At 42.2% G+C, this 14656-nt stretch carries 12 protein-coding genes; 5 read left to right on the top strand and 7 right to left on the bottom strand.

From position 1 onward, the window contains the following. Position 1: 1 nt before the first annotated feature. The 6 genes from KJB35_RS06450 to metA all read right to left on the bottom strand — a co-directional run bounded on the left by KJB35_RS06450 (position 2) and on the right by metA (position 9020). The gene (locus KJB35_RS06450) at positions 2–478 is read right to left on the bottom strand and encodes a hypothetical protein (RefSeq protein ID WP_017633987.1); all 477 of its coding nucleotides are present in this window, start codon (positions 476–478) and stop codon (positions 2–4) included. Positions 479–487: 9 nt separating this feature from the next. Further along, positions 488–3664 (bottom strand): response regulator, encoded by a 3177-nt coding sequence (locus tag KJB35_RS06445; protein WP_149191831.1) that lies wholly within the window; start codon positions 3662–3664, stop codon positions 488–490. Between the two features lie 156 nt (positions 3665–3820). Beyond that, complete coding sequence (locus tag KJB35_RS06440; protein ID WP_213907964.1) at positions 3821–5977, bottom strand: GGDEF domain-containing phosphodiesterase; 2157 nt, start codon at positions 5975–5977, stop codon at positions 3821–3823. Continuing rightward, the gene (locus KJB35_RS06435) at positions 5977–6906 is read right to left on the bottom strand and encodes a phosphate/phosphite/phosphonate ABC transporter substrate-binding protein (RefSeq protein WP_005385723.1); all 930 of its coding nucleotides are present in this window, start codon (positions 6904–6906) and stop codon (positions 5977–5979) included. The genes KJB35_RS06440 and KJB35_RS06435 overlap by 1 nt, the downstream gene beginning before the upstream one ends. Positions 6907–7173: 267 nt before the next feature. Then, positions 7174–7899 (bottom strand): type IV pilus biogenesis/stability protein PilW, encoded by a 726-nt coding sequence (gene pilW / locus KJB35_RS06430; protein WP_151514736.1) that lies wholly within the window; start codon positions 7897–7899, stop codon positions 7174–7176. Positions 7900–8078: 179 nt separating this feature from the next. Then, entirely contained in the window at positions 8079–9020 is a 942-nt protein-coding gene (metA, locus tag KJB35_RS06425; protein WP_158159640.1) for a homoserine O-succinyltransferase, read from the bottom strand. Positions 9021–9360: 340 nt separating this feature from the next. On the opposite strand from metA, the gene KJB35_RS06420 reads away from it, so the two are divergent. The 3 genes from KJB35_RS06420 (at position 9361) to KJB35_RS06410 (ending at position 11577) form a co-directional block, all read left to right on the top strand. Then, entirely contained in the window at positions 9361–9747 is a 387-nt protein-coding gene (locus KJB35_RS06420; protein ID WP_005377791.1) for a DUF6559 family protein, read from the top strand. 123 nt (positions 9748–9870) lie between these two features. Beyond that, positions 9871–10206, top strand: coding sequence for a multidrug efflux SMR transporter (locus KJB35_RS06415; protein WP_169644527.1), 336 nt, complete (start codon positions 9871–9873; stop codon positions 10204–10206). Between the two features lie 420 nt (positions 10207–10626). Further along, the gene (locus KJB35_RS06410; RefSeq protein ID WP_064369089.1) at positions 10627–11577 is read left to right on the top strand and encodes an LpxL/LpxP family Kdo(2)-lipid IV(A) lauroyl/palmitoleoyl acyltransferase; all 951 of its coding nucleotides are present in this window, start codon (positions 10627–10629) and stop codon (positions 11575–11577) included. Between the two features lie 70 nt (positions 11578–11647). On the opposite strand, the gene KJB35_RS06405 is transcribed toward KJB35_RS06410, so the two are convergent. Next, positions 11648–13120: a carboxypeptidase M32 gene (locus KJB35_RS06405; RefSeq protein WP_005377788.1), complete on the bottom strand. Its 1473-nt coding sequence runs from the start codon at positions 13118–13120 to the stop codon at positions 11648–11650. Between the two features lie 223 nt (positions 13121–13343). Here KJB35_RS06405 and KJB35_RS06400 point away from each other — a divergent pair, with 223 nt between their 5' ends. Together KJB35_RS06400 and KJB35_RS06395 are read left to right on the top strand one after the other, a co-directional pair. Continuing rightward, the gene (locus KJB35_RS06400; protein ID WP_017820932.1) at positions 13344–13979 is read left to right on the top strand and encodes a LysE family translocator; all 636 of its coding nucleotides are present in this window, start codon (positions 13344–13346) and stop codon (positions 13977–13979) included. Further along, positions 13979–14545 carry a hypothetical protein gene (locus KJB35_RS06395; RefSeq protein WP_005385713.1) on the top strand — a complete coding sequence of 189 codons (567 nt, stop codon included), beginning with the start codon at positions 13979–13981 and terminating at the stop codon, positions 14543–14545. The genes KJB35_RS06400 and KJB35_RS06395 overlap by 1 nt, the downstream gene beginning before the upstream one ends. Positions 14546–14656 lie beyond the last annotated feature (111 nt).

The following is a 14656-nucleotide window of genomic DNA, read 5'->3' as shown; positions in this document are numbered from 1 at the left end:
ATCAATTCTCCGAGCTAACCACACATAAAACATGAGCATTACTAGGGACGCTCGATGTTGGGGCATAACCAATTCTATTCGGCTTCTCTTGCATCCATGCTATGAGGTCATCAATGCTGGAGCGTGCAATCACTTTTGGCGGTCTAGCTTTACCTGAAAAAGACAAGCTTGCCCAATGCGCGTTCATTTGCGCTAAATTTTTGTTGAGAAGATAACGATAGAACTCAGCTCTTTCTGTTGATGTCGCAGGCCAGTCAGAGAGTTCAATTCGCTGGCCTTGTAAAAGTTGCGTCTTCCCTCTGTACAACTTTCGCGCTTTATTGACAGTGAGCGGAGAGAATTCGTCATTAAATGAGAAAACGGCGTAGCTCTCTGCAGCGAGAGCTTGGCAATTTAATGAAAGAAGGGCAATCAGAATAAACAGATAGCGTTTTATGTAACGCAAAGGAAAAGCAACGCGAGAATGATTTCTACTCATAGAATCCACCTACATTGCTTGTTCAATTTGATACAACAGTTTTTCTTTGCGCACAGGCTTTGGTACGTAGGCATCCATTCCTGAATCAAAGCAGCGTTGAATATCATCATCAACGACGCTTGCTGTTAATGCGATAATGGGCGTCTTAGCTAATCCTTTACTCGCTTCATAAGCTCTAATTTGCCTAGAAGCTTCAAACCCATCCATTATGGGCATCATGCAATCCATCAAAATAACATCAAACTTTCCATCTTTTTGGAACATTTCGACTGCAATTTGACCGTTTTCTGCGACTTCGAATTGATAGCCTGCTTTAGATAGCAATAGAGAAGCCACTTTCTGGTTCACTCTATTATCTTCGACAAGCAAGATGCGTTCGGAGCGAATAGGCGTTACCGTTGCTTCTGGTTGCTCAGAACTTGCAGGTAGTTCATGAGTTTTATCGGGGGTGGTGTTCTCTTGGTGTGGTTCAGCAGGCGTCGTGTTGGAAACACGTAACCCAATTGCCTTATCTAACTTCTCTTTAAGCAACCCTGCTTTAAACGGTTTGGGCACATAGTCATCCATTCCAACGTCAAAGCATTTTTGTATATCGTCATCGACCACACTTGCCGTTAGAGCAATAATCGGAATTCTGAAAGCGCGTTTTTCTTTTACTTCTATTTGACGAATTATTTGGGTGGCTTCAAATCCATCCATTACGGGCATCATGCAGTCCATTAAAATTAGGCTGTATTGATTCTGTTGAAATTTCTCAACCGCTTCTTGTCCGTTTACTGCGACATCAAAGTCGAAGCCAGCTTTTGTGACGTGTAGCCCCGCGATTTTTTGATTGACCGTATTGTCATCAACGACCAAAATTTTCGGCAAAGATTTAACATGTTGCGCTGAAATGCTCTCTTGTTGTGCGTGCGAGAAATTTGCCGCACAACTTTCAAGTGCTTTAATTAAGCGCTGCCCTAGTAGTGGCTGAGTGACCAAGGCGCTGATACTGCTTCTAAAGTCGAATTGTGGGCTATGAAGGTGCTTGATGAGGCAGACACGAATGTTTCGTTTACAAAGGCTTTCTATCTCATCGATATGCATCGCCGCTGCATTTGGTGATCCTTCTACATGAATAACGATAACGCGCTCGTTATCAATCCACGTTGGCAACGCACTTAAGGTATCTACTGACTGCGTTATATTGATGTTGAAAAAACTTAACTCGTTACGCAGTTTTTGTTCTAGTTGAGTACTGCTGCATACAATCCATATGTCGTTGTGATTCAGAGCGTGATAAGCGTTAAACTCTTGCGTCACAACAGGAGCAGTTAGTTCAAAGAAGAAGCGACTGCCTTTACCTTTCTCGGATTCAAGTTGAATTTCTCCACCCATTAGCTCAACTAATTGCGTGCTAATGGCAAGCCCAAGTCCAGTTCCCCCAAATTGTCGGGTAGTAGAGTTATCCTCTTGGGCAAATGGAGCAAATATTTTCTTTTGCTGCTGGGCATCAATACCAATCCCAGAATCTTTAACGGAAAACTCGATGACCGCTTCACCATTTTTTATTTCGCGGGTGATGACCGATAGCTCTACACTGCCTTGTTCGGTAAATTTTACCGCGTTAGACATGAAGTTCATGACAACTTGGCGTATACGATGGTCATCCAACATTACGTGGTAAGGCGTGTTACGGCTAATGTTGACTTGCACATCGATGCCTTTTTCCTTTGCTTTCGGTGAAATGATAGAAGCAATGTCATAGATAGACTCTCGAACACAAGTTGAATGTGGGCTAATGAGCAACATCCCAGATTCAATTTTTGAGAAGTCTAGAACGTCATTAATTAAACTCAAAAGCAGTTGGGAGGAGGTTTCAATCGTATCGACGTAATCGCGTTGTGTGGCAGTCAGGGAAGTATCGGATAACACTTCAGAGATGCCAATAACGCCATTTAGCGGCGTGCGGATCTCGTGGGACATGTTGGCCAAAAAGCTACTTTTGGCTTTACTCGCCTTAATTGCATCATCTTTTGCTTGTTCTGCATCTTCTTTAGCTTGTGTGAGCTTTAGTCTGGACAACATCCGCTCATCACTAAGCTTTTTTACCTCTCGAGCAAACTTACTCAGCTCGTCTTTACCCTTTATTAGTTGAGCAAGAGGTGAATTTTCAGTGTTACTTTGTTCATTGCTTTCGTTACTGAGAAATTTGAGGACTAGATTCAAGTTTCCAGTAACTTTTCGCACCAATCTTAGCGTTAAACTTACGACCAACAGCGTTAAAAGGCTCATCATTGCGATAAAGGTAAAGCGGTGCTGTGTCGTCGTGTTGATTGTCTTTGATATATCATCACTCAGCTGCTGTTCCATTTTGTCGTCAACACTTTGTAATAACGATAAGCGTTTGTTGAGTGCAGATAACCCCGCATCAATCTCATCCGGGGTTAATGATTTGAGTTGAGCTGGTTGCAATAAATAAGCACGAAACTCTTGGCTTTTGATAAAGACTTCACCCGTAAACGTCTCAATGAGCAGATCTACTTGTTGTTGATTGGCATTTAGCGTCACAAAACGCTCTAGAAATAGTTGTTGGTTCTGGATTAAAGATTGGATAGAAGCCTGTGTTGTGAGGTCATACTCGTTATTTTCCTCTGAAGATCGAATCAAATATTCGCTTAATCTATGCTCTTCAGTGGACCAAAACATCAACCATTCAAGTTGCATCAAAGAAGAAAGGTGAGTGTTTGTTTCATAACTCACATTTCTAAAATAGACTTTGTCTAAGCTCATGAGGATTTCTTTGAACGTATCAGCGCGCCACTCTGCCGCATCTAACTTTTCTTCTTGATTTTGCGAAGAGAGCATCGAGAGGGTTGCTTCCTCAAAGCTTGTCAACTGGTTTAGTATCTCAGCGTTTTCACCGAATACTGGTGCTGCAGTGTCGCGTAACAATTGAGATATCTGCTGAGTTTTTAGTTGCTTATCTATTACATCAGGGTTATTCGGTAGGTGATAAAGCGAAGATACGCGGTCTATGTAGACAGAGAATAACTGTGCTTTTTGTAGTTCCTGAGCCTGGATAGAAAGGCTTTGTACATGTTTACCCGCGAGGACAAGCAACAATAAAATTGGCAGCAAAACCAACCCAAATAGCTTTTGTTTTACCGACAGGTTGTTCCAAGAAAAGATTCCTACCACGCGCATTTCCATATCCAAGAAGTTGATATGAAAAGTGTAGTTTATTTATCTCAGATGTTAGATTTTAAGAGAAAATTCACATTAATGAGGTGGGGGAAGTGTGACCGATATTGCATTACGAGTACTAACGCGCTAAGCGGCAATAGTTAACAAAACGGCGTTCTAAGCAAAGTGATTGACGCTTTGAGCGCCACTCCCTCGTTGGTATTCAAATGCAATCAATTCCTCGGCAGGTACAGGTCTACCTAAGAAAAAACCTTGTACGACGTCACAGTGGAGAGACTCCATTCGTGTGAGTTGAGTTTGAGTTTCTACGCCTTCGGCTACTACTTTCATTCTTAGGTTGTGAGCCATGGATACAATCGCGCGAACTAATGAATCGTCTTGATCGCTTTTTCGGATTTGAGCGATAAATGAACGATCAATCTTGAGCCCGTCAAAAGCCATATGTTGTAGGTAGGCAAGGGCTGAATACCCCGTACCAAAGTCATCTAGCCAAACTTCCACTCCGATACTTTGTAGTTTTTTAAGCACATATTGAGCTTTCTCTGTATCATCAATAAAAAGTGACTCTGTCACTTCAACATGAATGGTTTGAGGGGCGACATCATGTCGTCGTAAATACTTAGAAAATAATTGACTTAAATCTTGGCGATAGATTTGTCTTGGGGACAAGTTTAATGCGATGTGAAAATCCGTACCGAAATGTTCTGCCCACATTGCCCGCTGAGCAATTGCCGTCTCAATGATATGTTCTCCAAGCTCCAATATTAAATCACTTTGCTCTGCGATCGGGATAAACGATTCTGGACTGATATAGCCTTTCTCGGGATGATTCCACCTAACCAATGCTTCGACCCCAATTAGGCGATAGGTTTTTAGATCAAATTGTGGTTGATACCACAGCTCGAATTGAGACAAATCACGTACTGAACGACGCAGTTCTCGTTCTATGTATAAACGTTGTTTAATCGTTTCATCAAACGTGGAATCGTATATCGTCATAATGTCTTTACCGCGTCTTTTAGATTCCTGCGCCGCAAGAGAGGAAAGCTGTAAAAGAGACTCAGCGTTTGAACCAAATTCTGGATACACAGCAATTCCGAGGCTTGCCGTAATTTGAATATCGTTCTCTTCCAAACTAAAGGGAGAGAGTAGTTGGCGATGAATAGCGTGCGCTTTTTCTGTAGCTTCATGACTGTCCGAGCACGGAAAGGCCAGTACAAATTCATCCGCACCTACTCGACTTACGATGGTAGAAAGGCGGTAAAGCGGCTTAAAATAACTCGGCAAATGGCTTTGAAGCTCTGAAGCAAGATGGCCGAGCAATTTATCCCCAATGTTATGTCCGTAGTTATCGTTAATGTGCTTAAAGTCATCCAAGTCAATAAACACAACCGCGAGTGAGGGGGATTTGTGGTCAGTTATTTGCGTTTGAATATCAATGAGTAACTTTTCTCGGTTTGGCAGGGAAGTCAGAATATCGTGGTACGCCATGAACTCAACTCGGCTGGTGTATCGGTTCACTTTGTTTGACATTTTGTTGTACGCCGAAATAAGTTCTCCCACTTCATCTTTGCTTTGTATATCGGTGACTGGCAGCGCTTGGGTATTTGACTCTGAAAATTGATCTTTTAGTTGCTTGAGTGGCTTAGTTAACGACCGCCCCAAAGCATAAGCGATGATGCTACCGAATAGAACGGATATCCCACTGATCGTTAGCAGCAAGTTAAACATCTTCTGTTTATCGTTTGAGGTAATCGCTTGGACTTGTTCAATGTTCTGTTCTTTCTCTTCCAGTAGATGTATCAAGTTAAGCTCAAGATACACCGCCCCAAGAGTAATGTTTGATTGCTGAATCGGCGCTGCGATCTCCAACTGATGCTTGGAAAAGGAAACGAGAGTTCTAGATTCTTCTATTGCTTTCAAAATAAAAGGAGAGCGGTAATGAGGTTGGGCAAACATCCTTAGCTGAGTAGTGCCGTCGTGAAAGATTAGCCCTTCATTGTCAACAACATGTATTTTCGAGACATCTGGCTGGCTCAATGTTGCCTTAATTTGCTCATACGCTTGACTGATATTGTCTGTATAGAGTGGATCAAAAAGCTGTTTTGATAATAGCTCTGCATAAACCAACCCTTTTTGCTTAACGTAAGATTCTGTTTTTTCTTGAGAGTTGTTCGTGATTTGTTGAGTTAAGCTATTTGAATACGCATCGTAACCGTGCATGTATAACGCAAGATTTATCACCACAACAAACAAGACAACGAACATTGTCGAGCAAATGTATTTGGTTTCGAGTGAGAGCTTTTGAAACATCAATCCACCTTCGGTAACAAGTGAACTGACTTGCGCACTGTACTTAAGGAGGCTCGCATTTCTGGAGTAAGCGCGCTGAATTTTTTGGTGTTCTGAAACTTTTTAAGTGCGAGAGAGCCTTCGTGAGTTGTATCCATATCAAGCAGTATGGACGTGATTTTACGCTGTTGCTCTAGGCTCATGCTTGGAGAAGCGAGAATCAAATCCCTGGGTATTTCAACAGAACGAGAAAAAATCGCTAGTTTGTCTTTCATGTTCTCTGGCAAATCTTTGGGATTGTTCCAGTTGAAGTTACTGAATGCTCCTGCTGCAACTCTCTGTTTATATACCCATACAGATAGGTTGATTTCATTTGACTGAGCGAGTTGCTCATCAAGGAATAAATAACCAATACTGTCTTTGGCCGGTTTGTCATCAGGAGAGGGAAGGTATTGCAGTTTTTCTCCGTGATTCAGCAATGTAATCGCAGGTAGGTAATAGCTGCTGGTAGACGTACGCTTTTCGAAAACAAGCGTTTTTCCGCGCAGGTCAGAAAGTGACTCAATGCCACTCTCTTTATTAGTAAAGAACACCGTATGATATTTTTGCAGGCCTTTTTTCCATCGTATAGCAAGAACTTGGCTATTAGACTCCTTTTCTAAGGTCATCGCATTAAAGGGGGTCGCCGTTGCAATTTGAACGGTGCCATTTTCAAGCGCAACCGCGAGCTGACGATAATTTTTAAATACCTTTACCGCCCCTTTTGCGTAACCATATTCAGCCATATTTTCAGTTACATACTGAGTAAGGGGCGTCGCTTTTTTGATTTTGCTTTGGGCTTTATTGGACACAATGCCAAATGTGAATGTTTTCTCAATATTTTCTTGTGCACTGACGACAAAAGGTGAACTCAGCAAAGTGAGTAATAACAGAGTGCAGGCAGGTTTCATCCGGCTTCAACTTCCTTCTGGTGCATGTCAGTAATATTTAGTATTTATCAATGTGCCGAAATCAATCTTAAAAACAGTATGATGTACAAATTTCGTTGTGTGCGCACTTTTTATAATGTGACTTGGTCACTTATTCCGTTCAAATAGTACCGAATTTGACGTTTATGTACAGGATGAATGTATCACCGTGAGTCTGAATTCACCGGATTCTTGGTCAAGCGCAGTATTGGCTGTGAGCTAATGCGCCATCTGTATCGCTATTTTGTACTAAGAAAAATTCTCCAATTGTTTTTGATACTTTTTCTGGAGAGCTTCATTGCCTGCTGCACGTTCAAGTTGAATCATGAGTTGCAAAGAGGGCTTCTTCACGCCATACATTTGATTGAATCTCATTAATCGAATTCTAGCTTCAGTATAATCACCGCTATCAATTTCTATTTTAGCGAGTTGCAAAATCGATTTTGGTCTATGGGGGTCATGATCGATAGCTCTAGTAAAGTAGTATCTCGCTTTGTCTTTATCTTGTGATTTTAGCGCACAAAAAGCTGCATTCTCATAGCTCGCTGGAATAAGGTAGTAATAAGGCTGCTCAATGGCTCGATTAAACATCTGATCGGCTTTTTCGAAGTCACCTCGCTTGCAAAGAAAAGTACCGTAGTTATTGAGCACATTTCCGTTTTTAGTGTGTTGGCGTAGAGAGCGTTTATACATCTGTTCGGCTTTAATATCTTCACCAACCGTTTCGTAGTAGTGAGCCATAGATAATTGCGCGCGATAGTATTGAGGTGCGTGGTTTAAGGCTTGTTGTAAGTTATCATGCGCGCGAATCATGTTACCGCCGTCTAAATAACCTAAGCCAAGTGCGATACGTGATTCTGCCATTGCCACAGGATCGGCTTTAACGACAGGGCTTCCATCTTCTTTCACCGTCACGCAACCCACGAGTGCAAACTGAGACAATAATATTAGTGCACCGAGCTTTGCTGTTTTCATTCTTTATCCCTACATCCCTGAATCTTTCTGCATGATATGAATTACTTAGCAAAAACCTATTGAGGAAAAAACACTATGCGATCAGGTTTGCAAACTGTTATGAAAAAGCCGCCATATGGCGGCTTGGTTCACATATTACATTTCGGTAATGATGAGTGCTTTGTTTGCTTATTTTGAAGCTAATCGTCTTTAGTGAAAGCATCTTCACTGAAGTGCTCGAGGTCGTACGGTGTTTGCTGATAAACACAGTAGTTCAGCCAGTTTAAAAAGAGAAGGTGTCCATGGCTTCTCCAGCTTGCAATTGGTGGGTTATCTGGGTTGTTGTTTGGGTAATAGTTGACAGGAATAGCGGGCTCCATACCTTCGCTTAAATCTCGGATATATTCATTATGTAAGGTGTGAGAATCATACTCAGGGTGTCCTGTGACAAAGACATTGCGTTTGTCTTTTGTGGTGGCCAAGTACACACCTGCGACATCCGATGTCGCTAAAATGTCTAAGTCAGTATGCTCTTCTAGAAAGTGAGGCGAAAAATCTGCGTAACGCGAGTGAGGAGCCAAAAACGTGTCATCAAATCCACGTAAGATAGGGTGAAATTGATGATGGATTTGGTGATGATACACGCCTGAAAGTTTTTCTTTACGCGTTTTTTTAGGTAGATCGTAGAGTAGCTTTAGTCCTGCTTGCGCAGCCCAGCAAACATAAAGAGTGGATGTCACATGATCTTTTGCCCACTCCATGATGGTTTTGAGATGATCCCAATAAATGACATCTTCAAATTGTACCAAACCTAATGGAGCCCCAGTAATGATCATGCCATCGAAGTTTTTATCTCGCACCATTTCAAATTGGCGATAAAACGTGTCTAAATGTTCAGTTGGCGTATTTTTACTCGGGCGGTTATCAATGCGCAGTAATTCGACGTTAACCTGTAGTGGGCTGTTTGAGAGTAGACGCAGAAACTGAGTTTCAGTCTCTATTTTTTTTGGCATCAGATTAAGGATCAGCACTCTTAAAGGACGTATTTCCTGACTCGCTGCACGCGTTTCACTCATCACGAAGATGTTTTCTGTCCTTAATACATCGGTAGCTGGTAATTGATCTGGAATTCTAATTGGCACGACTTTCTCTCCCTAAGTATAGTCAATCTAGACGTCTATACTTCTAAAGCTAACTTAATTAAGTTTAGATGTCGATACGAAATCCGACTTTTCAATCTACTCTTTACATTATGGTAAACCGTACTCGGGGTTGTCACACAATTGTGACTAAAGCAGAGTTTCTGATGAGATAGGTTTGAAACGCAGTGTGTACTATTTGCTGGTAATTATGCGATCACGTTAATATGTGAAGGTGACTTCGTAGTAAGGAAGTCTCAAATTAATGAGCCATACTAAAAACAATCAGCTCACCATTTTGCATTAATGTGCATATTTGGAAACATCGTCAGTGGAGGACATTATGTTCGGTATTTTCAAGAGAAAGACAAAGATTCAGAGCATCGCTCAAGAAGTTCCTTGCGTGCTACTGCATTCGTTTGGTGATAAAGACATTTATACGCCGGAAGAGATTGATCAAGCTCTTCAAAAGCTGGGTTATGATAAGAGCAAGGATATCAGTCATTATCAGTATGCGTATGGAATGTTTGCCGATGAAGCCTCTTACGAGCTCCTAGAACTAACGGATGAGCTAGGTAATTATGGTCATTTCCAACGTGAAGTAGGTAAGATGCTACTCAATACACCTGAGCCGATTGATATGCATATCTACTTTGAAATTTCTCGTCAGCACCAAAACGTCAGCCTTTCACCTGGTCATCAAAAAGTAAGCGAAAGTGATGGTGTGTAAACATCATTAGTGGTATTCCATCGTGAGATGAGTTGGGTATAATGCGCGGCCTAATTATCCGGACATGTTGTCGGTTACATTTCTGTTGAGCGTTAATGCCTTATGTTCAAAATGCTTGTCTCTATGCCACCAATGTTGGCGCTGTCGATAGCGATTGTATGTGAAGTGATTGCCACTTCTTATATTCCCAAAACAGAGCAATTTACGAAAGTAATGCCGAGCACAGTCGTTTTGATTGGTTACGGCATCGCTTTCTTCTTGCTTTCCGTCACAGTGCAAACAATGCCTGTCGGGGTTGTTTATGCCATATGGAGTGGTGCTGGGATCGTTTTGGTTGCGACGGTTGGTTACTTTGTTTACGGACAGCGTCTAGACTTACCAGCCCTAGTTGGTATTGGGTTTATCATCGCTGGTGTGTTGATCGTAAATTTATTATCCAAAACAGTAGGGTACGAATAACGCCACTCTACTTGTTAAGTGAATAAGAAGCCGCAGCGAGAAATTGCTGCGGCTTTTTAGTGCAAATTCAATCGCTAATGGCGAGTATTGATATGATGTCTTCTTGTTGCATTCATCACGGTCGCATTATGTGATTGAAAAACAGGCATTATTTAGCGCATTGAAAATACAAAGTTATGTTTCTTCAAACTTTAGGAAAGGGCAGTAGATAAATCACTCCGATAGATGTTAACGTGGCGACTCATCTTTACTGCTTTTTCATTCCCTACATATTTCTGCAAAGTTCTTATTGTGTAGTGTGTCGAAGAACCATAGAATCCGCGCGCTTTAATTTATGTTATTAGCGTTATCAATGATAAAAGTGCAGTCCATTATCATTGTTTTTATCACTTATAGATGGGCACATCTGACAATACTTACATGAACAAATACAAAAAGCCTGCATTCAAGGCCGAATTTCTTTTGCCTCGTTACTGGGGAACGTTAATTATCATTAGCGTGATGTACTTACTTAGCCTCCTTCCTTTTAAAGTTCAACTAGCTTTGGGACGCAACATTGGTCGTTTAGCTATGCGACTCATGAGAAAACGTCAAGTTACGATCAGACGCAATCTTGAGCTTTGCTTCCCTCATATGGAAGAATGCCAACGCGAAGCAATTCTAAAAGACAACATCGACAATACTGGCATCGCACTTTTTGAGACCGCAATGGCATGGTTTTGGTCAGATAAACGGGTAAACAAACACGTCACGATAAAAGGCATGGAGCATCTAGAGGCTTTAGAGAAGTCAGGCAAAGGTGCATTAATGTTGGCCGTACACTCAATGAATCTAGAGTTAGGTGCTCGAGCTTTTGGCATTAAAAAGTCTGGAACCGGTGTTTATCGCCCAAACAATAATCCGTGCTTTGATTATTTTCAGTATAAGGGACGCTCTCGCTCTAATCGTACACTGATTGATCGTAAAAACGTCAAAGCCATGCTTGAAGCACTTAAAACGGGTGAGCGGGTTTGGTATGCACCGGACCACGATTATGGTAACCGACGCTCGACATTTGCACCGTTATTTGCCGTTAAAAATGCTTGTACTACGACAGGCACAAGTTTGTTGGTTGATTCTACAGATTGCGCCATTGTGCCTTTTACGATGGTAAGAGGAAAAGACGGACACTATACCCTAACCATTAGTGCGCCCGTCGAAGGTTTCCCGAAAGAGGATCATCAACGTGCCGCCGCATTCGTGAATCAAATAGTTGAAACATCAATCATGGCAAGTCCGAGCCAGTATATGTGGCTTCATCGTCGGTTTAAAACTAGACCAGAGGGTGAGGACTGTTTGTACAAGCCTAGGCTCATCCCTAGCTTGGCATAACACATAGAGAGCCTACAAAAAGCCCAAGGAACATACGAACCTTGGGCTTTTACTTTCTATTCTTTTCGCTTTATAAGTAGCGATCTTTTAGGTGAGCTTGAAAGTGTTTAGCATTCAGTGTTTCACCCGTGGCTTGTTTTACCAACTCATCAGTGGTGAATAAGCTCCCTTTACTCCAGATGTTTTCCGAGAGCCAATTGAATATCGGAGCTAAGTCGCCAGAACGAATAACCGCATCTACATCGACGGTTTGTTTCATTGCTGCCATAAATTGTGCAGCGTACATCGCACCGAGCGTGTAGGACGGGAAATAGCCAAAACTTCCGTCTGTCCAATGGATATCTTGCATACAGCCATTTTTGAAGTTTCCTTCGGTTGATAGCCCCAAGTACGCTTTCATCTTTTCGTTCCAGAGTTCTGGTACATCTGTATGTTTGATGACGCCGTTCATGAGATCTCGCTCAATTTCATATCGAAGAATAACGTGAGCAGGATATGTTAGTTCGTCAGCATCTACGCGAATAAAGCCTTTTTCTACGCGAGTGTAAATTTTGGCTAAATTGTCTTTTTCGAATTCACTACCAGAAAAATGGTTAGAAGCCAGTCGAGCGAGGTGATCGATAAACGCGCTGCTTCGTCCTATTTGCATTTCAAAGAAGAGTGATTGTGATTCATGAATACCCATAGAGCGAGCTTCTCCCGCGGGTGTTCCTGATAAATCTTTTGGTAGCCCTTGCTCGTATCGAGCATGGCCAGTTTCGTGGACAATCCCCATCAGTGATTGGACAAACTCGTTTTCATTATAACGTGTCGTAATACGCACATCTGTCGGTACACCACCACAAAATGGGTGGGTACTCTCATCAAGTCGACCGTGTTCAAAATCGAATTGAAGTAGCTTCATGACTTCCAAACCGAGCGCTTTTTGCTTTTCCGCAGGGTAGTGTGCAGTTGGCAATAAGATGTTGTCTGATTGTTGTTTTTCAAGCGCTTCATCGATCAAAGTAGGAAGCCAGGTTTTCACGTCAGCAAAAAGAATGTCTAACGACGCAGATGTTGTGCCAGGTTCATAAACATCGAGCATGGCATCATAAGGAGTCGTGCCATTTGCTTCGGCTCTAATTTGCGCTTCTTCCTGCGATAGCTTTACGACTTCAGCCCAGTTCTTTTCAAAACCAGCCCAGTCATTTTCTCCACGTTGTGTACGCCATGCATGTTCACATTTGGAGCCAGCAAGAGATTGAGCTTGAACTAATGATTCTGGTAGTAAGTTAGCTTGCTGCCACCCACGCTTCATTTCTCTTAGGATAGATTTTTCTTTTGTAGACAGCGTCTCTTCTTCTGCCTGAGCGAAAAGCTCTCCCAAGTGCGGTTGAGTCATTAAAGAATGGATATGTACATCGAGCTCTGCCGTGGCATTCGAGCGTGCTTCAGCGCCACCAGGTGGCATGACCGCCGCTTGATCCCAATCTATGATGGCTGATAGATGCTCAAAATTTGCCACTTTTTTGGAATGTTCAACGAGTTTTGTAAATGCGTTCATGTGACTACTCTTATTCTTTTGTTCTTTCCCTAAACACCCGATAACGGGTCCTTCATATGGTGTTGCACTAAGCAACCTGCGTTAATTTACTAATAATTAACAATTAACTCCAACCCATTGTCCATAAACTCACCCAGTTGTATAGCTCTCTTAAAAAAGAAGCTTGCGAATCTTGTGGATTGGCGGTATTGATGAAGGATTAACAATTAATTATCACGATAATATGGATATTTTGAATTTCGAGGCATTTATTATTGCCATTACGATTTTAACGTTAACGCCAGGTTTAGATACTGCACTTGTTATCCGTAACACTAGCCGATCGGGCCTAAAAGATGGATGTACAACCAGTCTAGGGATTTGCTTTGGCTTATTCGTACATGCTTTTTTTTCTGCGGTTGGTATCTCGGCGATTCTTGCGCAATCAGCAGAGTTGTTCCAAATCGTAAAAATGATTGGCGCAGCTTATCTTATCTGGCTTGGTTTGAGCAGTTTAAAAGCGCTAATGTCGTCGAAAGATGGATTGACCGTGACCGAGCAGATTCACGAAGTGTTTAATGGTAAGCGCTCTTTTAGAGAGGGCTTTCTTTCTAACGTCTTGAACCCGAAAACGGCGGTCTTCTATTTGGCTTTCTTGCCACAGTTTGTGAATCCAGAAGGTTCACCCTTGCTTCAATCAATGATGATGGCATCTGTACACTTTGCTATTGCGATGGTTTGGCAGTGTGGTTTAGCTGGCGCGCTTAACTCGGCTAAAAATCTACTAAAGAATGCAAGCTTTATGAAGTGGATGGAAGGCGCGACGGGCGCAGTATTAGTCGCACTTGGTGTGAAGTTATTAATTGAAAAACCCGTTTAATGCGTAATATTTATCGATTGTTGATACTACTCGCTGTATTTATTGTGGGGATAGGTGCCGCTGTAGCTTGGCATACGTGGCCACAAGTACAGTTTGCGCAACGCGGCATGATCTGGTCTTGGCACTGGGGCTACTTCGAGCCTTTTGCTAATGGAATACAACAAACGCGAACTCAAGACACTAAACAGTTATTGCTCAGGCGTGTGTATTTGCATGACGCTATTGTCGTTTTTGTTTCGACAACTATGGACAATAAATTTGAGGTCGACGTTGTAAAAGAGCAAACCTGTGAACCTAAAACGACGACTTGGGCTTCGGTCTCTGTCAATCATCAACGTGTCAGGCATGTACCTATGGTGTGCGATGCGTTTGGGCAAGGCTACTTTTATCGCTACATCGGGAAACATCTGGAATCGATTGAAGTTGGTGTCGGCGACTCGTTTGTAACAGAAGCATTTTTAGACTGGCCGCTATCAGAGTTGAAAGCGGATCAATTCAAGCAAAAAAATGCGAAGTTTTTTGAAGAACGTGGAGAAAACGTTGAGCATCAATGGTTGAGAGATTAACCATTTAACCGAAGATAAATAAAGCCCGCTAAATAATAGCGGGCTTTGTGTTTTACCATTTCTAATGTGTCTTGCTCTCTGTGACTGACAGTTTGTGACCGCAAACCTGCC

This window comes from Vibrio sp. D431a (assembly GCF_030248655.1).
GTDB classification, from domain to species: domain Bacteria; phylum Pseudomonadota; class Gammaproteobacteria; order Enterobacterales; family Vibrionaceae; genus Vibrio; species Vibrio alginolyticus.
This window is presented reverse-complemented; position numbering and strand designations above follow the sequence as displayed.